The following is a 19033-nucleotide window of genomic DNA, read 5'->3' on the forward strand; positions in this document are numbered from 1 at the left end:
CCTCGACGAGGCCCAGGTAGTGCCCGGGGCGCTGGCCGGACGGGCTGATTCCCGACGTGGACGAGGTCGTCGGTGAGCAGCGCTCGGCCTTCCCGTTCGACGTCCCCGCCCAGGAGGCTCGAGCCGTCTGGGTGGATGTGCGCGTGCCCGAGAACGCCCGCCCCGGGCACTACCTGGGCCTCGTCGAGGTGACGGGCCACGGCTTCCGCGAGTCCCTGAAGGTCCGCGTCACCGTGGTGGACGCCACCCTGGCCAGCACGTCTCCCCTGCGCACGGCCTTCCTCTTGTGGCCACCCCACGTCTGCCGCGCCTTCACCGGCAACCCGAGCTGTCCCGTGGACACGCAGGTGCACCTGCTCAAGCAGTTCCACCGGCTCGCACTGTCCCACCGGTTCACCCTGGCGAGCGCGTTCCCCCGCCTCCCCGAGCAGCCCACGTGGGACCTGCCGGACTACGACACCTTCGACGCGCGCTGGGGCCCGTTCCTCGATGGCTCGGCGCCCAACCCGCTGCCCGGTGCGCGCATGACGAGCCTCCAGTACCTCGGGCCCGCCACCGCGCCGGACCTCGCGGACTTCCAGGACGAAGCCCGCGCCCGAGGCTGGCTGCGCCGCTCCTTTGATTACGTGGGCGACGAGCCGCCCTATGGAACGACGTGGGAGGCCGTCGCGGAGCGGGCCCGACTCGCGCGCTCAGCGGCCCCGGACCTGCGCACGTTCCTCACCGCCACCGTGACGGAGACGGAGTCACACGGGCTCCTCGAGGACATCGACATCCTCAGCGTCCTGGTGAACTTCATCGACGGGACTCAGCCCCCGTACGAGGGCAACCAGCGGCCGAAGTACGACGCCTTCCTGGCCCGGCCGAATCGCGAGCTGTGGTTGTATCAGAGTTGCATGAGCCACGGATGTGTGGAGGGTGAGCCGCCGCCCCCGGAGAACCAGCCGGGGCAGGGTTGGCCCTCGTACATGGTGGACCGCTCAGCGGCGAAGGCGCGGGGCATGCAGTGGCTGACCTTCCGCATGGGAGCCACCGGCGAGCTGTACTACCAGACGGTGGGACTGCTCTCGACGGCATGGACCACGCAGTTCCGCTTCAACGGCAATGGGGACGGCACGCTCTTCTATCCAGGGCTGACGTCCATCATCGGAGGCACCACGGACGTGCCGTTGCCCTCCATCCGGCTGAAGCTCATCCGCCAGGGACTCCAGGACTCCGAGTGGCTGAAGCGGGTGAGTGACGCGGGAGACCCCGCGTTCGCGAGGCGGGTCGCCGAGCAGCTCATCCCCCACGCGTGGGCCATCCCCGACGACGGGGCGCTGTTCGAGCGCGCCCGTCTCAAGCTCATCCGTCGCTACCTGGAGTTGCGCGCACGGGAGCGTTAGAGCACTGAGGGCGCCTGGTCGTAGTCCATGCTCTTCAAGGGGGCGAGTGACTCGAAGCGGTCCTCTCGCTGGTCCAGCGCGGAGGCCTTGCGGATGAGGTCACCCAGCTCGCTCACGTCCTCTCGCTCCTTCAGGGCCACGCCCACGCCTTGCCATAGCTCCAGCAGCGCGTCGTATGTCAGAGGGCGCGTCCAGTAGGAGCCTCGGAGCTTCTCCGCGAAGGCCGCGGCCACATAAGCCAGTCGCGTCGTCGGTTCGGCCCTGGCGAAGGAGGACCGCAGCGCGGTGACGGGCAGCTTCGTCTCCAGCTCCTTCGAGTCCCCACCCTCCGGCGCCTTGTAGCGGATGCGCAGCGTGCCCAGGTTCGACGCGCCCTCGCGCGGCTTCACCTCGTAGAGCGCGGTGACGGAGTGGCCCGCGCCCACTTCGCCCGCGTCCACGCGGTCATCGCGGAACGCCTGCTTCGTCAGCATCCGGTTCTCGTACCCGAGCAGTCGGTAGAGGGACACGTCCTTCGGGTCGAACTCCACCTGGAGCTTCACGTCCTTGGCCACCACCTGGAGCGTGCCGGTGAGGTTCTGCACGAATATGCGGTGCGCCTCCTTCAGGCCATCCACGTAGGCGTAGTTGCCCTCGCCGACGTGGGACAGGCGCTCCATCAGCGCGTCGTTGTAGTTGCCCATGCCGAAGCCCACGGTGGACAGGGTGATGCCCTGCGCGGCGAAGTCCTTCACCTTCGCCCAGAGGCCGTCCGCGTCGGAGACGCCGACGTTGGCCACGCCGTCCGAGCAGAGGATGACGCGGTTGATGCCTCCCTTCAGGCGGTGCTCCGAGGCGATTCGATAGCCCAGCTCCAGCCCCTCCTGGGCGTTGGTGGAGCCCTCGCTGTAGAGCCCGTCGATGGCCGCGAGCAGTCGGTCCTGCTGCGTCGCGCTCGTGGGCGCGAGCACCTGACGCGCCTGTGAGCCGTAGACGACGATGGACACGAAGTCGCGCTCATCCAGTTCCTCCACCAGCATCCGCAGCGCGCGCTTCACCAGCCCGAGCCGGTTCTCCAGGTCCATCGAGCCGGACACGTCGATGACGAAGACGAGGTGGCTCGGCATGCGCTGCGCGTCGCTGACCTCGCGTGCCTTCACGCCGATGCGTACCACCTGGTAGCCCTTGCGCACGGGAGAGGGAAAGCCCTCCACGTGGATGCCGAACGGCGCGTCCTTCGCGTCCGCGTAGCCATAGTCGAAGGTGTTGACGAACTCCTCCACGCGCACGCCCTGTTCGTCCGGCAGGGCCTGGCGCTCCAGGTACGCGCGAGTCAGCGTGTACGAGGCCGTGTCCGTGTCCACGGAGAAGGTGGAGAAGCGCTCCTCCTCCGTGTTCACCGTGGGGTTCACCCCGTGGCCCTTGAAGTACATGTCGAGGAATCGGGCGCCGTTGGGCGGGATGAGGGTCGCGGGGGCCTCGGGTGCCGGGCTCACCGGAACGGCAAGGGTGACGGTCGTAGCCACCGGAGGCGTGGGGACGGAGGCAGGGCCGACGGGCGTGGCCGCTGGAGGCGTGGGGACAGATGCGTGGCCGACGCGCGTGGCCGGAGGTGGGCCGTTGACGCCGTAGGCGCGACGGGACTCGACGAGGCCAGCGGGGCCGATGCCGTAGCTCGTGTTCGGGATGTTGGGAGAGATGGGGCCGGGGTTGGCGACGGGGACGCCGTACTCCTCGTTGCTCGTGTTCGACGCATGGGAACGAGAGGGGCCGCCCCGTGCTCCGGGTCGAGCGACGGCGATGCGCTTGACGAACTCCTCGCTCATGCTGACGCCCGTCATCGTGCTTCCCACGTCGATGATTTGCCGCGTGCTGGGAGGTGCCGTGCTGACGACCTCCACACCCTCGCCGCGAGAGTCCTCGGGGAGCAGGCTCGCGTCGGCACGTTGGATGCGCCCTGCCTTGACGCGAACCTGGTGTCGGATGCCGGGATGAAACTGCTTGCCCGCGAAGCGCAGCGTGTAGACGCCCGGAGGCAGCGTCGTCATCCGGTAGCTGCCCCAGGTGTCGGTCACCGCAACCCAAGACCCCGGCTGCTGTGGCGAGGTCCCGGTCACCTTCACGTCGACGACGGGCTTATGGCTCCGTGAATCGATGACCGTGCCGATGAGGGTGCCCGTGGCCACCTGTGCCACCGCGGGCAGGGCGAACAGCAGCAGCAGGCCACACAGCACACCGCGATTGAAGAGCTTCATGATGTCCACCTCGGCGCTTCGAGAGGCGGCCATCGTCCGAGAACCGCGCCTGGCGAATCGCACGCGCGCCTCGTGGCTTCATCATCTTTGGGTCATGGGTCATTCCGAACAACCCTCACGCGGCAAGGACCTGTCTGGGTGTCCGCATCGAGGCTTCACGGGTGATGCCGTGGATGCTCTCTTGCGGTGTCCTTTCGGTGACGGGAGCTCTCATGCGGAGTCGTCCACGGTCCTTGTCGGCGTTCGTCGTCTTCCTCTGTGGCCTGCTCACAGCGGGGCCCGCGGTGGCCCAGGGCTCGCTGCGTGAGCGCATCGACGCGTTCGTCCGCGCGGAGCAGAAGCGGCAGGGCGTGGTGGGGCTCGCGGTGGGCGTCGTGCAGCATGGGCGCGTCGTGCTGGCGAAGGGCTATGGCTCCGCGAACCTGGAGCACCGCGTCCCCGTGGGGCCGGACACGCTCTTCCAGTCGGGCTCCGTGGGGAAGATGTTCACCGCGATGGCGGTGATGGCCCAGGTGGAGGCGGGCAAGATTTCGCTGTCGGACCCCATCACGAAGTACTTCCCGGATGCTCCCGCCACCTGGGCGCCCATCACCGTGCGTCACCTGCTGAATCACACCTCTGGCATCCAGGACCTGGAGGGACAAATCGACGAGCGGAAGGACTACACGGACGAGGAGTTCGCCCGGTTCATCTACGCGCTGCCCCTCGACTTCCCGGCCGGCGTGCGGTGGAGCTACAGCAACTCCGGCTATGTCCTCTTGGGCATCCTGGTGAATCGCGTCGCGGGGAAGCCCTATGTTGATGTCCTCGGAGAGAAGGTCTTCAAGCCCGCGGGTATGAAGACGGCGCGTGGCATCAGCGAGGACGATGTCATCCCCAATCGCTCCTCCGGCTATCGACTGGTGGGCGGCGAGCCGAAGCACCAGACCTGGGTCTCCCAGTCCCTCAACACCACCGGAGATGGGGCGCTCTATTTCACCGTGAAGGACCTGATTGCGTGGGACGCCGCCGTGCAGAAACGCTCCCTGTTGAGCGAGGAGAGCTGGCGCGAAATCCTGTCCCCCACACGGCTCAACAGCGGTGCCGCCCAGCCGTATGGTTTTGGCTGGCAGGTGCTGGAGCGCAACGGCAAGCCCCTGCATCAGCATGGCGGTGCATGGCAGGGCTTCCGTGCCATCTACTCCCGCTTCCTCGGAGACTCGCTGTCCATCATCGTGCTGGCCAACACGGACCGGGCCAGCCCCGCGAAGTTCGCGGAGGGCATCGCCGCCCTCGTCAACCCCGCGCTCGCCGTGCCGAAGCTCGCGCCCATCGAGGACGGTGAGCCCCAGGTCACCGCCCAGCTCACGACGTTGCTCGAGGAGGTGCGCGCAGGGACGGTGGACCGCGCCCGCTTCGCGTATGCCCCGAAGTGGCTCGTCGACCAGGCGCTGCCGCACTTCAAGGAGCTGCTCAAGCGCCTGGGGCCCGCGGGGCCGCTGGTGCTGGCCCAGCGCGAGGTGGTGGGGGATGACCGCGTCTACACGTACCTGGTGCGCTTCGGCGCTGACACCCATGTCTTCTCGGTGTCGCTCATCCCGGATGGTCGCGTGTCGCTCCTCCGCGTGAGCGACAAGCCGAACTAGCGAGGCTGCTGGCCGGTGTAGGCGGGATGGATTGCCGTCGGTCGCACGTGTATCCGGGCGTTACGTGGCCCTCAACAGCAACGGGCCACGCTCTCATAGGTTCTGCCACCGCGGCGCCCCTGCTCCAGACACATCCACCTCGTGTGGTGGGTAAGGACCATGCCGTCACGAGTCATTCCGTAGTGCAGGTTCGGCACGTTGGCGGAGGCCGGTGGGCAGGGAATCGCCTCTGGGGTGGTGCCGATGAACCGTGCGCCTTGTTCTTGCTGGGCTCGTGTGTGAGTGACGGCAATCCGCCGGATGAACTCCAGGTCGACAGGGGCTGTATCCAGGCTCGACTCCGGAACAGGCGCCTCTGAGCCCGAGCTGGGAGAAGCGCGGCTCGGCGGCGCGCCGCGCCGGGGGCTCCCGAGAGCTTCTTCCGAGGGGACGGGATGGAGCCGGAGCGTCATCGACATGCCGGGCATGGTGGGGGAGAGGTTGTACCGGGGTGACGCGCGCCTGACGGAGGGCTCCACTGTCACGGCTTCGGGCTCGGACCTGGATGCGTCGGAATCCTTGCTCTTGCCTCTCGCGACCGGGCGGAGTGCGGTGCCGCACTTGACGAACTCCTCGTTGATGGTGAGGCACGTGTTCCCTGCTCCATCGTCGATGAGGGGTGGTTTGCCGATGACCTCCACCGGTTCGTCGATGCGTACGAGCGGCAGCGCGACGTTGACGCGGAGGGTGCGGTTCAGTCGCAGTCGCACGTCGTCGCGCATGAAGGGCTGGTACGGCTCCTTCTCGAACACCAGGGTGTAAACGCCGGGCGAGAGCTCGGGGACGCGATAGGTGCCTTGGGCGTCGGTGCGCACGACCAGGTCACCCGGGAACTCAGGAGACGTCACGGTGACCACCACATCGGCCATGGGCTGAAGGCTCTGTGCGTTGACGACCGTGCCGACCAATGCGCTGCTCTGGGCGAGCGCCTGCGAGGCGAACAGCCCCAGGAGGCCACACAGCAGCCGAGACGTGACGGAGTTCACGGAGGTCCACCTCGGTGTTTCGACAGGGGGTTCGGCACGGCCTTCACCGGAGCGAACGACTCGAAGCGGTCCTGGCGCAGGTCGTGTGAGGCTGCTTCACGGAGGTGGCAGCCCGGCTCGCGGACGCCCTGGGAAGTGCATGACGAAGGGGGCGCGCACGGGGCAGCGGCTCGCCGCGCCGGGGGCTTCTGGGCGTGTCGGTGCTGGGGACAGGATGGAGCCGCAGTGTCATCGACATACCGGGCATCGCGGGGGAGAAGTTGTACTGGGGTGGCGCGCGCTTGACGGAGGGCTCCTGCGTCACGGTGCCCGCCTCTCTCTGAGCAGAGCGCGTTGCATCGTCCTCCCCGGCCGGGCGGACGGTGATTCGCTTGATGAACTCCGGGTCCACGTCGACAGCCGTGGGCAGGCAGCAGTACACCTCGCACGGGGCGTTGAGCATCTCCACCATCTCGTCCGGGGACTTGGGCATCAGCTCGACGTTGAGGCGGATGGTTCGGTTCAGCCGCAGTTGCACGTCGGTCCGCGCGAAGGACTTGTACACCTCCTGCTCGAACCGCAGGAGGTACACACCCGGAGGAAGCCGAGGGATTCGATAGTGGCCCTCGGCATCTGAGACCACCGTCTGTTCGCCTTGGAGATTGGGCGACGTCGCGGTGATGAACACGTCGGGCACCGGCTGACGGCTCCGCGCGTCGATGACCGTGCCGATGATGGTGCTGCTCTGGGCCAGCGCCCGCGAGGCGAACAGCGCCAGCAGTCCACACAGCAGCCGAGGAATCACAGCGTTCACGAGGCCCACCTCTGTGTTTCGAGAGGTGGCCATCATCCAGAGGACCCCCGCCTCGCATCGCACGCGAGGCTCCGGGCTCCATCATGGTTTCCGCATGAACCGGGCCCGAAAGAGCCCGGCGCATCCACAGCAACTCAGGGGCGCTCGGCTTCGCGCGAGGTGCGCACCCACTCGCCGCGCTTCTCCGCGCCGGGGCCGCGCAACATCAGCCCCACCTTCCACACCACGTACACGGGCGCCCACGCCAGGTCCAACAGGCCGCGAGGCCCCACGCCGGACACCCACCAGCCGCGCAGCACGTACGCGCCCAGGCTCATCAACGCGAAGCCCGCCAGCGCCGAAGCCCACACCGCCGTGCCACCCGACAGCCACACCAGCACCGCCGCCGCCACCGCGCTGCCCACCGCCGCGAGCACCAACTGGCTCAAGGGCGGCACCAGCACGTCCATGGACAAGTCGAGCAGCAGCCCGCTCCTCTGCTTCAGCGCGTCCTTCAGGAGCGGCCAGCCGTGCAGCTTGCGCATCTGGCTGCGCCCACCCTCCCAGCGCTGGCGCTGCGAGCGGCTCTGCTTCTCCGCGGAGACCATCTCGCCTTGCACCTCCGCCTCCCAGGCGTAGTGCACGCGGTGGCCCTTGCGGCCCAGGCGGATGCCGTACTCCAAATCCTCCACCACGCTGAAGGCGTCATGCGGCACCTCGCGCAGCACCGCGTGCGTGAAGCACATGCCGTTGCCGCGCAGGCCGCAGGAGACGCCCATCGCCTCGCGCCCCGACGAGCGCACCTTGTGGAACATGCCCAGCGCAATCGTCATCAGCCGCGTGCGCCACGACGCCGTCGGGTTCATCACCCCGTAGTGCGCCTGTGCCGCATGAGCGCCGTCATCCAGCCGCCGCGCGTACGCGTGCAGCAGGTTGGGGGACACCACCGTGTCCGCGTCCACCACGACGACAGCGTCCGCGAAGCCGTCCTTCTGGCTGAACTCGAAGGCGTGCGCGAGCGCATAGCCCTTGCCGCGCTTCTCCGTGTCGTGCCGCTCCAGCACCGTGGCGCCCGCCTCGCGCGCCTTCTGGGCCGTGGCGTCCGAGCAGTTGTCCGCGATGACGAGGATGCGCCGCAGCGACGCGGGGTAGTCCACCGCGGACAGGTTCGCCACGGTGCGGGCGATGCCCAGCTCCTCGTTGTGCGAGGGAATCACCACGTCGAACTTGCGCGTGGGCGCGGGAGGCACCGGCGCCGCGCGCCGCCACGACAGCAGCGTCAACAGCAGCAGGTAGCCGCACGCCACCGCCACCGGCAACAGCGCCACGCACAGCGCCAGGTCCACCCAGGTCCACACCGTCACGAGTCTCTCCCCCGAGCGCGCCTCAGCGCCGCTCCAGCTCCGCCAGCACCGGGAGCTTCAGGATTCGCTCCACCTGCCACTTCTCCAGGATGCGCCGACGGATGATGTCCAGCGCCACCGCCGCGAAGATGCCCAGGCCGATGCCACCCACCACGCCCGCGGCGATGATGAGCTCCACCTTCGGCTTGGACGGCTTCTCCGGAAACTGCGGCGGCGCCAGCACGCTGAAGCGGTGCTTCATCGACGCGCGCGAAATCTCCAGCTCCGTCTTCGCCTGGTCCAACCGCCGCATCTTCTCCTGGTGCCGCATCACCAGCATGCGCACCCGGTCCGCCGCCACCGACACCTCCGGGTTGTCCGCCGTCGTCGGCCCGCCGAACGTCCCCGCGCCGAGCAGCGGCCCCGTCGTCCCCTGCTCCAATTCGCCCGGGTCTCCACCGCTGCGCATGTACTCGTTGATGAGCTCGTTGAGCTCCGAGCGCAGCGCCACCAACTGCGGCGAGTCCTCCGTCAGCGCGACGATGCGCTGCTCCAAATCCGTGATGAGCGGGTGCTGCGGCGAGTAGATGACCCGCTGCTCCGCCAACTGGTTGCGCAGCTCCGTCAGCCGCCGCGCGCGGAACTCCTCCACGTCGGAGATGGCCCGGCGCTTGGTCTGCACCATGAACCGCATCTGCGCGAGCAGGTGGTTGGTGTTGATGCCCAGCCCCGCCTGCGCCTGGGCCTGCGCGTTCCGGCCTCCACGCGTCGCCGCCTTGGCCTCGTCGCGCTTGCGCTTGGCCTCCACGCGCTTCACCGTGGCGTCCAGCGTCGCAATCGCCTGTTTGATGCCCTCGGCCTCGTCAATCACCTGCTTGTCGAGGATGGTGATGGCCTCCGACACCGCACCCATCTCCGCCGCCTGGCGCATCTCCAGGAAGTTCTTCTGCGCCGCTATCACGATGTCGAGCGCCAGCTGCGGGTCGCTCCAGTCCACGCCGATGGTGACGGTGCCCGTGCCACCCTCCACCATGACGAGCATGGCCTGCTCCAGCATGGCGGTGAGCGCGTCGCGCTTGTCGTCCTCCGACATGGGCGGCGGCGGCTTGCGCGTGAGCGTCTCCTTCAGCTTGCTGATGGGCGAGCGCTGCAGCTCCCAGTACTCCACCAGCTTCGCGTCCCGGACGACGGCCTTGATGTTGTCCGTCTTCATCACCATCTCCCACGCCGCGCGCGTGGGCTGGTCCGCGTCCACCGGAATGGAGCGGCCCGGGTTCGCCAGCGAGGCGATGATGAAGTTGCGTTGCGTCAGCATCCGCGTTTCGACGTGGTACTTGCGCGGCATGATTTTGCTGACGCCCGCCGCCAGCCCCGACACCGCCGCCATCACCACCAGCGCCAGGAACCAATGACGCAGCACCGCGTTCTTCACGAAGAAGACCGCGTCAATCGCGAAGCCCCAGTCAATGAGGTCCGAGGGCGCGTTCGTCTCCACGCGCTCCGGCGTGTACGCCGGGCGGGGAGCAACGGCCTGCGGACCCCGAGGCCCGGGGGCCGGCATCGTCACGACGTCCTCCTCGCAGCGGCGCTCTTGAGGAGCTGGCCCACCCGACGGGAGAACTCGTCCTGCGTGAAGGGCTTGCCCAGGTAGCTGTTGGCGCCCGCCTCCTCGGCGTGCGCCTTGTCCTCCGGCAGGTCCCGCGCGCTCACCACCAGCACCGGCACGTCCGCCATGCCCGGCGTGCGGCGGATGTGCTCGCACAAGTCATAGCCGGAGATATCCGGCAGCGTCAGGTCCAGACACACGAGGTCCGGACGCGATGCGCCCGCCAGGTGCTTGAGCGCGGCCTGGCCATTGGGCAGCTCCACCACGTCCTTGAATCCCATGGCACGCAGGTAGTCGCCCAACATCTTCCGAAAGAAGGGCGCGTCCTCCACCAGGAGAACCGTGTGCAGTTGGGGCTCCATCCGTCGTCAGCCTTTCTTCTCAGTCACGCTCAGTCGAAGCCGAGCCGTGGCACCCAGACGATGACGCCGTAGGTGTATGCCGCGTTGAAGAGGATCACCCACAGGATGGCCTTCTTCAGTCCCCTCATCGGATTCTCATCCCTCGCCGCGATTGCCGGCAGGGTGATGGTGAGGAAGAGGACTGACATCAGGATGAGCTTCGCCATGGGTCCAGCCTCAGAGGATACCAGTTTGACGCAGCGACAGGCCCAGCGCCGCCGCCCACTGGAAACGGGCCGCCGGTAGCTCGGGCGAGCGGCTCCACGTCCCTCGTGTGTCGGCATCCACCGACATCCAACTGTTGAGAATCCAGGATGCCGTGACGCCGCCGGACACCAGCCGGTCGCCTGTCGCGCCGCCCACCGCGAAGGCGGTGCCGCCCGTGGTGGACACTCGCACGCGAGGTCCCAGGGCCCACGTCCCCGTCACGGTGAGGTCCGCTCGCGGGTACACGCGCGCCGTCAGCCGGTCCGTGAAGGGCGACACCCGCACGCCCACCCGCCCGTCGAAGTCCGCGGTGCGCGAGGGGATGCGGTGGCCCACCGCGAGGGTGAGGTTGGGCAACAGCTCCGTGCGGGGACCGGTGTCGGGCGTCTCGCCCCCGGGCTCCGGGTCCGGGTCGACTCCGGCCGCTGTCAGGGAGCGGACGATGCTGGCCCCGGCGCCGGCCTCCAGGGACGTCCTGCGCGTCATCCGCCGCGTCCAGCTCTCCGTCAGCGTCACGACGGTGTTGTTGGCGCCGGTGGAGAAGCGCGCGTGCGTGACGGCGGCGGACGTCGTCAGCGCGCTGAGCGAGGACAGCGCGTGGCTCAGCGACGTGTCCAGGCGCGGGCCGTACTGCAGGGGCACCGCTTCGCGGGCCGGGCCGTCCAGGCCGCCGCTGACGGAGAAGCCGGTGGTGGCGGACAACTGCCAGCGCCGTCCCAGCCAGCTCGTCTCGCCGGTGAGCGAGGTGGCGGACGAGAGGAAGTGGACGGTGTCGGCTTCCGGGAGCGGCTGGAGCGGACCGCCGCCCACGGGCGGGCGCAGCGGGCCGTCCGGGTCTATCGGGTCCGGCTCGAAGATGGGCAGCGCGTCCGTGGTGAGCAGGTTGACGCTGCCCACCACCAGCTCCTCGCTCAGCCGGAAGGACAGGCCGCGCTCGGGACGCCAGAGGGCGGCGAAGCGGCCCACGTGCTGCACTTCGGTGCGCGCCTCGGCGGTGACCTCGCGCAGGCTGATGCGCGGGGCGTAGTCCAACTGGAGGGTGGTGTTCCCCTCGCGCCGCTCCAGTCCGATGATGGGCGTGAAGTCGGTGTCACCGGCGATGGAGGGCGCGTCCTGGGCGACGTCCTCGTTGGAGCGCACGCGCGAGTCCACCCGCATGGACGCGGTGTAGGTGATGGCGGTGGAGGAGACCTCCAGCCACATCGCGGTGAGCGCCGCCCCCAGCACGACCTACTCCACCACCACCACGTCACCAGGACGCAGCCGGAATGTCGGCGCGCGCCCCTCGGCGTGGATGAGGTCCTGGTAGCGGAAGCGGATGCGCAGCGGGCCCTGTCCGTCCTCGTGACGCATGACGAAGATGCGGTCCTGGTGCGCGTACTCGGTGAAGCCGCCCGCGCCGGCCAGGGCCTGCAGGAGGCTTGCGCCCACGTCGATTTCCAGCGGGCCGATGCGGTTGATTTCCCCCACCATGGTCACCTTGATGGGGCGCGCCATCTCCAGCGCCACGGTGACGACGGGGTGGTTGATGTAGTCCTTCAGCCGCGTCTGGATTTGCTGCGACAGCATGGCCGGGCTGTGGCCCGCGGCCTCCACGTCGTCCAGGAAGAGCAGGCTGATGCGCCCGTCGTCTCGCACGCGCGCCTGCGTGGTGAGCGACTCCTGGTTCCACACGCGGATGTTGAGCAGGTCCCCGGCGGCGATGCGGTAGCTCGCGTCGAGCGGGGGCGGCTTCTCCTGGTACTCGTCCACCCAGGTGTACTTGCCCAGCCCGCTGCACGCGGAGGCCACGAGCAGCAGCACGGCGCACGCGAGGACGCGCGGCGGGAGGTGGAGCGCGGGGCGATGGGTGCGGGGCAGGGACGACATGGGCTCTGACGGTTTCCTCTACGGGGTGGGGACGACGGCGATGACGGCCGGCTCCGGTTCGGGGTTGCCACGGCGGCGCGCCAGCTTCACCACCGCCAGGACTTCACCCGGCCGTATCGCGCCGAGCGCCAGCACGCCGAAGACGTACAGCGCGGCCTCCACGCCCAGCCGGGGCCAGTCCGCAAGCGAGTAGAGCACCGTCCGGTCCAACGCGACGACGACCACGCAGACCACCGCCGTCTTGGCCACCATGACGAGCAGTCGGCGGTCCACCGCGGAGCGGCCCATGCGGCCGAGCATGATGATGGTGATGACCACCTCCATGAGCAGCAGGGAGATGGCCGTGCCCGCCGCGCCGCCGCCGTCGCCGTAGGCCGCGTGCAGGCGGGGCACCAGCATCAGGTTGAGCAGCGGGTTGAGCAGCAGGCTTCCGAAGATGCTGGTGCCCGTCACCCACCACTCGCGGTTCGTCATGGTGAGCCAGGCGCCGCACGTCATCGTCACGAAGGCCAGGACGAACAGGGGCGACTGGAGCCGCAGGAGGTTCACCGCCAGCGAGTAGTCCTTGCCCAGCAGGCCAATCCACAGGGGCGCGCCCATGACGATGAGCATCATCATGGGGACGGTGACGGCGAGCGTGCCCTCCAGCGCGCGGCGGGCGATGGCGCTGACCTCGTCCTCGGAGCGCGCGGCGGCGCGGGACATCAGCGGCAGCAGCACCCAGCCCATGACGGGGTTGAGGGCGAAGGTGACGTTGGAGATGCTCCACGCGGCGCTGTACCAGCCGACCTCCTCGTGGTTGCCGAGCATCCCCAGAATCATGATGTCCAGCCGCCCGTTCGTCGCGAGCGCCGCGGCGGTGAGGAAGTAGGGCAGGCCCGCCTTGAACACCCGCCACGTGGCGGGGAAGTCGACGCGGAACACCAGGCCCATGTGCTGGCGCGCCAGGTGCCAGCCGATGGCCAGCTTGATGGCCTCCGACGCGACGACCGGCACCGCGAGCCACGGCAGGGGCAGACCCAGCACGCCGACCGCGAGCAGTCCGCCGCCCCACACCACCTTGGTGACGACGTTGGAGATGGACAGCCCCGCGACCTTGCCCTTGGCGTGCAGCAGCGCCGCCATGGACGCGTTGCACATGACGAGCAGCTGCGCGACGCCGAAGACGTAGACGAGCGCGCGCATCTCCGGCGGGTCGTCCCGGTAGCCCATGACGAGCGCGAGCGCGCCCATGAGGACACCGGTGAGCACCAGCCGCACCAGCATGGAGGCGCCGAAGAAGTCGCTGGCGTGCTCGGGCCGGCGCGACACCTCCTTGCGGATGTACATCTCCAGGCCGAGATTGGTGGCGATGAAGAAGATGGCCGAGAAGCTGTCCGCCCAGTTGAAGCGCCCGAAGGCCTCCGGGGACATGTAGTGCGTCAGCAGGGGCCGGATGCCGAAGGCGATGGCGTACGTCACCAGCAGCGAACCGCCGAGCTGAAGGCCGTTGCGCACCGCGCCCATCGCCTCGTGGGAGCGCTCACGCTCCTGGGCGTCATGCTGATTGGATTCGCTGTGGGTCGTCACGGTGGGAGCGGGCCTCCCGGCAATTGGCCGGACAGCCCGAGTGCATAGAAGACGAGCGGGGGCGGCACGTCAATGCCGCCCCCGAGGAAGTCAGGCCGCCTGGAAGCCTAGCTGGCCCCGCGCCCCGTAATCACCACGGGCACCGTCTGGAGCAAGAGGCGCAGGTCGCTCGTGAGGGTCCAGTGGTCGATGTACTGCATGTCCAGGTACATCCACTCCTCGAACGAAATCTGGTTGCGACCGGAGACCTGCCAGATGCAGGTGAGGCCCGGGCGCACCGACAGCCGGCGGCGCTGCCACGTCTCGTACTTGGCCACCTCGTTGGGCACGGGCGGGCGCGGGCCGACGATGCTCATCTCGCCGCGCAGCACGTTGATGAACTGGGGCAGCTCGTCGATGGAGAACTTGCGGATGAAGCGGCCGATGCCCGTGATTCGCGGGTCGTTCTTCATCTTGAAGACGGGGCCGGACTGCTCGTTCTGCGCGGCCAGCTTCTCCTTCAGCTCCTCCGCGTTCACCACCATGGAGCGGAACTTGAGCATGTAGAACGGCTTGCCGTTCTGCCCGACGCGGTACTGCTTGAAGAAGATGGGGCCCTTCGACGTGAGCTTCACCACGAGCGCCACGAAGCCCAAGAGCGGCAGGAGCATCCACAGCGCGACGGCGGACACGCAGATGTCGAACAGGCGCTTCATCGCCATCTGGTGCGGCTTGGGGCTCACCGCCGCGAAGTGCAGGAAGCCGTCCGCCACGGCGCGGCTGTCCACCGGACGCGCGCGGTCCAGACGGAAGCTGTGCGCGGGCAGCGCGAAGGGGACGCCGAAGCGCTCGGCCAGCTTGATGGACGCCTGCATCGCCTCGCCCTGCTTGAGCGTGTTGCCGGCGATGTAGACTTCGTCCACGGCGGTGTTGCGCAGGATGTGCTCCAGGTCATCCACCGTGCCGAGCACCTTGGCGGGCAGCTCACCGATGGAGCCCGTATCGTCGTGGAAGCGCACGAAGCCGATGAGCTGGCGGCGACCGCGGCGCGCCAGGTCCTCGCCGGAGTAGCGGCCCATGGCGCCCGTGCCGACGATGACCACGGTGTCCGTGGGGCGCTCCTGCGAGGCCACCGAGCGGAAGACGAACAGCCGGAGCAGCAGCGCCACCGGCCAGAACACGATGAGCAGGGGGGCGAGGCCGGGGACCTTCATCGTCTCCGGCAGGGACAGGTGCACCACGGCCAGCACCGTGACGACGGCCAGCGTCGTCACCGACACCAGGGCCACGTGGTCCAGCTTGCTGCGCTCGGCGAAGCGCGAGTCGTACAAACACAGCGCGGTGCCGGTGATGATCCACACGATGAGGGAGGTGAAGACCAGGGCGGGCAACAGCCAGCCGGGCTGCGCCATCAGCAGGCCGTCCATCCACGCGGAGGCAGCCAGCACCACCGACATCAGGACCAGGTCTACCGTGAGGTTGAGCTTCGCCGCGAAGCCGGGCGCCAGCTTCGGCCCGGGAACCAGCTCCTCCGCGACCCCCATGATGTTGCCCTGAGCGGATGCCGACCCAGGAGCACCGACCGCCGCACCAGTACTTGCGCTGCTCATCGTGTCCACCCCCCTCTACCGCTCGCTGAGTGTTCAGTTCCGGTAGAGGATGCCGTTGAGGCTGAAAATCTTCAAGTCGGAAAGAACTGCTTTTTGCCATGCTTGTGCGGCGCGTTGCAACCCCCCGCACGGTCAGTAAGACGTGAAGTCGTGTGAAATCTTTGGATCATGCGACTCGCGTCGTACCTGATGGGGTCCCAGCGAACACCGGAAGCCACCCCTTCGCTTCCCCCGCCGGAAAGCGCGGCCCTGGAGACTTTGCATCTACGGTGCCGGTCTGACGCGGAGAGTACGGCGCTGATGACAGGGGTGGATGCATGGCTGTGCGAGTCAGGAGTTTCAAGGGGTTAGCCGATTTCCAGCCGTTCCGGGTGGGTGTAGACGTTGAAGCGGCCGTTCCGGACGAACGTGGCGAGCGTCACGTTGGAACGCAGGGCCAGGTCGATGGCTAGCGTGCTGGCCGCGGAAACGCCCGCAACGATTGGGATTCTGGCCATGACGGCCTTCTGGACGATTTCGAAGCTGACGCGTCCGCTGACCGCGAGCACCGTGGGCTGACGCGTCAAGGCAGTAGGGGGCGCGAGGCCCGCGCGGATGGCCCGGGACAGCACGAGGGCGCCCACCACCTTGTCGACGGCGTTGTGGCGGCCCACGTCCTCGAAGGAGGCGAGCAGTTGGCCCTCCGCATCGAGGGCGGCGGCGGCGTGGACTCCTCCGGTTCGGGCGAAGTTGCGCTGGACGTCACGGAGGCGCTCGGTGGCGCGGGCGACGACATCCGGTGGGAGCCTGGGGCCTGGGGCGAGGGTGACACAGCGGGAGAGCAGGTCGTCCACGCTGCGCCGCCCGCAGACGCCACAGGCCGAGGTGGTGAGCGTGCCTCGGCGGGTGGCTCGGATGGGTTCGGAGTCAATGATGACTCCAGGGGCGGGAGTGACTTCGAGCACATTGCCCCAGCCTTCTTCGCCTGGCCGGCCGCAGTGGGCGAGGGTGCCCAGGTCCTCCGCGCTTCGGATGAGGCCTTCGGCCAGGAGGAAGCCCACGGCCAGCTCGCGGTCGTGTCCGGGGGTCCGCATGGTGGTGGCCAGGGCATCGCCGTTGATGCGCAGCTCAAGCGGCTCCTCGACGGCGACGGAGTCGTCCTCGGCGGGCAGGAGGGTGGCGCCGTTCCACCGTTGCACGGGGCGGGTGCCTACACCTCGTGCATCCACGGGAGGCAGGGGCGCGCGGCGGGGAGGGCGCAGGTGTTCGAGGAGGGCGTCCGCGATGGTGTCCGTGTCGAGCGGGGAGAGCAGGCGCGCGGCGGAGGGGCTGGATGAGAGTGCGTCGGTGACGAGCGCGAAGACGTCCGGTCGGGAGGTGGCGAGCGGCGGGCCGAGTCCCTCGCGCCACACCTCCAGCTTGGGGAGAGGGCCGTCCTTCCAACCTTCCACGAGGACGAGGTCCAGCGTGCCCGCGAGGCGGGTGAGGAGCTCGGGCAGGGCCTCCGTGGGGACGGCGGCGGTGGTGAGCTGCACGCCCGAGGGGGTGGCGAAGCCGGTGAGGTGCGCGCCGGACTCCTGGAAGCGGGCGGTGTCGCTGCCGGCGCGGTGGAGCGCGTGCGCGTCCGAGGAGTGCTTCACGGCGGCGACGCGCAGGCCGCGAGCGGCGAGCAGTGGGAGCAGGCGCGTGAGGAGGGTCGTCTTCCCCGCGCCGGACCAGCCGACGATGCTGAGAGCAGGCACGCGGCTCATGGCGCGGCGTCCACCGTGTGGTGGTGGCGGTCGAATGGCTCGACGGCGCTGAGGGCGGGCACGTCGCTCATTGCGCGGCGTCCGAGGCAGCCGAACATCTCGACGGCGCTGAGGGCGGGCACACGGCTCATGGCGTGATGTCCGAGGCTGCGTCCACCGCATGGTGGTGGGGACGGTCGAACAGTTCCACCTCGACGAGGTCGTTCTCGTTGAAGTCGGCGCGGCCCGGAGGGAGGACGGCCCAGCCGTCTGCCTGGACGTTCTGGAGAATCTGTCCGGCGCCTTGGGGACGCAGCAGCGCGCGGAGGCCGTCGTCGCCGTACTCCAGCGTGGCGGTGATGAGATAGGTGAGCCCGGCCTGCTTGTGGCGAGCCTCCGACAGGCGCGCACGGACGCGGCGACGCGTTTCGAGCACGCCCTGATGCTTGAGCAACAGCGGCCTCGCGAGCTGGTCGAAGGCGACCGTGGCCGCACCCGGGTTGCCCGGCAACACGACGATGGCGGTGGTGCCCAGGCGCGCGACCGCCACGGGCTTGCCTGGCTTCAAGGCCACACCGTCGACGAAGAAGCGCGCGCCCATCGCGACGAGCACGCGCTTCACATGGTCCTTGTCTCCCACCGAGGCACCGCCCGTGGTGATGAGCACGTCGACCTGGGGCGCGAGCCGCGTCAATGCCTCGCGCAAGGCCTCCTCGTCATCACGGGCCCGGTCCATGTGGAGCACCCGGGCGCCAGCTTCACGCGCGAGCGCCGCGACCAGGACCAGGTTGCTCTCATAGACTTGATGCGCGAGCGCGAGCTCACCAGGACGCACGAGCTCATCGCCCGTGGCGAGCACCGCCACCCGCGGCGCCGGGCGCACGCTGACGGTGGTCTCCCCCTGGGATGCGAGCATGCCGAGCACCGAGGCATTCACGCACTGGCCCGCGCGAAACAGCGGCGCGCCCGCGAGGACCTCCTCGCCCGTGCGCCGGATGTCGTTTCCGGGAGGCACGCTGATGAAGAGGTCCACCGTGAGGCCGTCATCCGCCGCGCGCGCCGCCTCCTGGCGCACGACGGCATCGGCACCCGAGGGAATGGGGGCACCAGTGAAGATGCGCGCGGCCTCTCCTGGCTGGAGCGCGCGAGCGGGCAGGGCCCCCGCGTAGATGGTGTCGATGACGCGCAGCCGAGCGGGGTGGTCACGATTGGCACCGCGAGTCTCCTCCGCGCGCACGGCCCAGCCATCCATGGCGGAGTTGTCGCAGCCCGGCAGCGCGCGCGACGCCCGGACGTCCGTGGCGAGGAAGCGGCCATGGGCGTCGAGCAGGGGCACGGGCTCGGAAGCCGCCGGAGCGAGGGCTTCAAGCGCGGCCTGCCGGGCGGCGGAGAGGGACGTGAGCGGCATCGGGAGCGCGCAGACTACGCTGTGCGCCCTGGCGGTTGTCCATGGGACCGGAGGCCGTCTGTTCGGCTGCTGTCCTGGGTGGTGGGCCGGGGCCTGGAGCGGCGAGTGGCCGCCCCCGCCGCGAACCCCGTCACGTGGTCCGCTTCATGAACGCGCTTGCTGGCCGCCCCGCCGCGAACCCCGTCACGTGGATCCACTTCATGAACGCGCTTGATGCGGACCCGCGACCTGTCCCCGATGCACAGGCCCCCGTGCGCGGATGCACCACGTGGACTCGCCGCGTTACTCCCG

At 69.0% G+C, this 19033-nt stretch carries 16 protein-coding genes; 2 read left to right on the top strand and 14 right to left on the bottom strand.

From position 1 onward, the window contains the following. Nucleotides 1–56 precede the first annotated feature (56 nt). Nucleotides 57–1385 (top strand): hypothetical protein, encoded by a 1329-nt coding sequence (locus tag HUW62_RS49835; RefSeq protein WP_368670326.1) that lies wholly within the window; start codon nt 57–59, stop codon nt 1383–1385. On the opposite strand, the gene HUW62_RS03270 is transcribed toward HUW62_RS49835, so the two are convergent. Continuing rightward, the gene (locus HUW62_RS03270) at nt 1382–3619 is read right to left on the bottom strand and encodes a von Willebrand factor type A domain-containing protein (protein ID WP_176433528.1); all 2238 of its coding nucleotides are present in this window, start codon (nt 3617–3619) and stop codon (nt 1382–1384) included. The genes HUW62_RS49835 and HUW62_RS03270 overlap by 4 nt on opposite strands. Before the next feature lie 212 nt (nt 3620–3831). Here HUW62_RS03270 and HUW62_RS03275 point away from each other — a divergent pair, with 212 nt between their 5' ends. Further along, entirely contained in the window at nt 3832–5244 is a 1413-nt protein-coding gene (locus HUW62_RS03275) for a serine hydrolase (RefSeq protein WP_176433529.1), read from the top strand. A gap of 71 nt (nt 5245–5315) precedes the next feature. On the opposite strand, the gene HUW62_RS03280 is transcribed toward HUW62_RS03275, so the two are convergent. The 13 genes from HUW62_RS03280 to glp form a co-directional block, all read right to left on the bottom strand. Further along, nucleotides 5316–6269, bottom strand: coding sequence for a carboxypeptidase-like regulatory domain-containing protein (locus tag HUW62_RS03280; RefSeq protein ID WP_176433530.1), 954 nt, complete (start codon nt 6267–6269; stop codon nt 5316–5318). 43 nt (nt 6270–6312) lie between these two features. Further along, nucleotides 6313–7062 carry a carboxypeptidase-like regulatory domain-containing protein gene (locus HUW62_RS03285; protein WP_368670327.1) on the bottom strand — a complete coding sequence of 250 codons (750 nt, stop codon included), beginning with the start codon at nt 7060–7062 and terminating at the stop codon, nt 6313–6315. 134 nt (nt 7063–7196) lie between these two features. Beyond that, nucleotides 7197–8405 (bottom strand): exopolysaccharide biosynthesis GT2 family glycosyltransferase EpsU, encoded by a 1209-nt coding sequence (epsU, locus tag HUW62_RS03290; RefSeq protein ID WP_176433532.1) that lies wholly within the window; start codon nt 8403–8405, stop codon nt 7197–7199. 22 nt (nt 8406–8427) lie between these two features. Next, a complete protein-coding gene (gene epsV / locus HUW62_RS03295) occupies nt 8428–9945 on the bottom strand; it encodes a PCP family exopolysaccharide biosynthesis protein EpsV (RefSeq protein WP_217911094.1) in 1518 nt (505 codons plus the stop codon). A 2-nt stretch (nt 9946–9947) separates the two neighbouring features. Next, nucleotides 9948–10352: an exopolysaccharide biosynthesis response regulator EpsW gene (gene epsW, locus HUW62_RS03300; protein ID WP_163868564.1), complete on the bottom strand. Its 405-nt coding sequence runs from the start codon at nt 10350–10352 to the stop codon at nt 9948–9950. Nucleotides 10353–10381: 29 nt separating this feature from the next. Further along, a complete protein-coding gene (locus HUW62_RS03305; protein ID WP_176433534.1) occupies nt 10382–10558 on the bottom strand; it encodes a hypothetical protein in 177 nt (58 codons plus the stop codon). A 10-nt stretch (nt 10559–10568) separates the two neighbouring features. Then, nucleotides 10569–11825: an exopolysaccharide export protein EpsX gene (gene epsX / locus HUW62_RS03310; protein WP_163868563.1), complete on the bottom strand. Its 1257-nt coding sequence runs from the start codon at nt 11823–11825 to the stop codon at nt 10569–10571. Between the two features lie 3 nt (nt 11826–11828). Continuing rightward, a complete protein-coding gene (gene epsY, locus HUW62_RS03315) occupies nt 11829–12467 on the bottom strand; it encodes an exopolysaccharide export protein EpsY (RefSeq protein ID WP_163868562.1) in 639 nt (212 codons plus the stop codon). An 18-nt stretch (nt 12468–12485) separates the two neighbouring features. Continuing rightward, nucleotides 12486–14036, bottom strand: coding sequence for an exopolysaccharide biosynthesis flippase (wzx, locus tag HUW62_RS03320; RefSeq protein ID WP_368670328.1), 1551 nt, complete (start codon nt 14034–14036; stop codon nt 12486–12488). Between the two features lie 107 nt (nt 14037–14143). Further along, nucleotides 14144–15634, bottom strand: coding sequence for an exopolysaccharide biosynthesis polyisoprenyl-phosphate hexose-1-phosphate transferase EpsZ (epsZ, locus tag HUW62_RS03325; RefSeq protein WP_163868561.1), 1491 nt, complete (start codon nt 15632–15634; stop codon nt 14144–14146). Between the two features lie 338 nt (nt 15635–15972). Continuing rightward, a complete protein-coding gene (gene fdhD / locus HUW62_RS03330; protein ID WP_176433535.1) occupies nt 15973–17355 on the bottom strand; it encodes a formate dehydrogenase accessory sulfurtransferase FdhD in 1383 nt (460 codons plus the stop codon). Next, the gene (locus HUW62_RS48440) at nt 17352–17486 is read right to left on the bottom strand and encodes a hypothetical protein (protein ID WP_255203198.1); all 135 of its coding nucleotides are present in this window, start codon (nt 17484–17486) and stop codon (nt 17352–17354) included. Before HUW62_RS48440 ends, fdhD begins: the two co-directional genes overlap by 4 nt. Continuing rightward, nucleotides 17483–18742: a gephyrin-like molybdotransferase Glp gene (glp, locus tag HUW62_RS03335; protein WP_176433536.1), complete on the bottom strand. Its 1260-nt coding sequence runs from the start codon at nt 18740–18742 to the stop codon at nt 17483–17485. The genes HUW62_RS48440 and glp overlap by 4 nt, the downstream gene beginning before the upstream one ends. Between the last annotated feature and the right edge of the window lie 291 nt (nt 18743–19033).

This window comes from Myxococcus sp. AM011, from assembly GCF_013372595.1.
Taxonomy (GTDB): Bacteria; Myxococcota; Myxococcia; order Myxococcales; family Myxococcaceae; genus Myxococcus; species Myxococcus eversor.

Coding starts and splice junctions, on each gene's coding strand:
- HUW62_RS03270 (WP_176433528.1), bottom strand. CDS start 3,619: ATGAAGCTCTTCAATCGCGGTGTGCTGTGTGGCCTGCTGCTGCTGTTC.
- HUW62_RS03275 (WP_176433529.1), top strand. CDS start 3,832: ATGCGGAGTCGTCCACGGTCCTTGTCGGCGTTCGTCGTCTTCCTCTGT.
- epsV (WP_217911094.1), bottom strand. CDS start 9,945: ATGCCGGCCCCCGGGCCTCGGGGTCCGCAGGCCGTTGCTCCCCGCCCG.
- epsW (WP_163868564.1), bottom strand. CDS start 10,352: ATGGAGCCCCAACTGCACACGGTTCTCCTGGTGGAGGACGCGCCCTTC.
- HUW62_RS03305 (WP_176433534.1), bottom strand. CDS start 10,558: ATGGCGAAGCTCATCCTGATGTCAGTCCTCTTCCTCACCATCACCCTG.
- epsY (WP_163868562.1), bottom strand. CDS start 12,467: ATGTCGTCCCTGCCCCGCACCCATCGCCCCGCGCTCCACCTCCCGCCG.
- fdhD (WP_176433535.1), bottom strand. CDS start 17,355: ATGAGCCGCGTGCCTGCTCTCAGCATCGTCGGCTGGTCCGGCGCGGGG.
- HUW62_RS48440 (WP_255203198.1), bottom strand. CDS start 17,486: ATGAGCCGTGTGCCCGCCCTCAGCGCCGTCGAGATGTTCGGCTGCCTC.
- glp (WP_176433536.1), bottom strand. CDS start 18,742: ATGCCGCTCACGTCCCTCTCCGCCGCCCGGCAGGCCGCGCTTGAAGCC.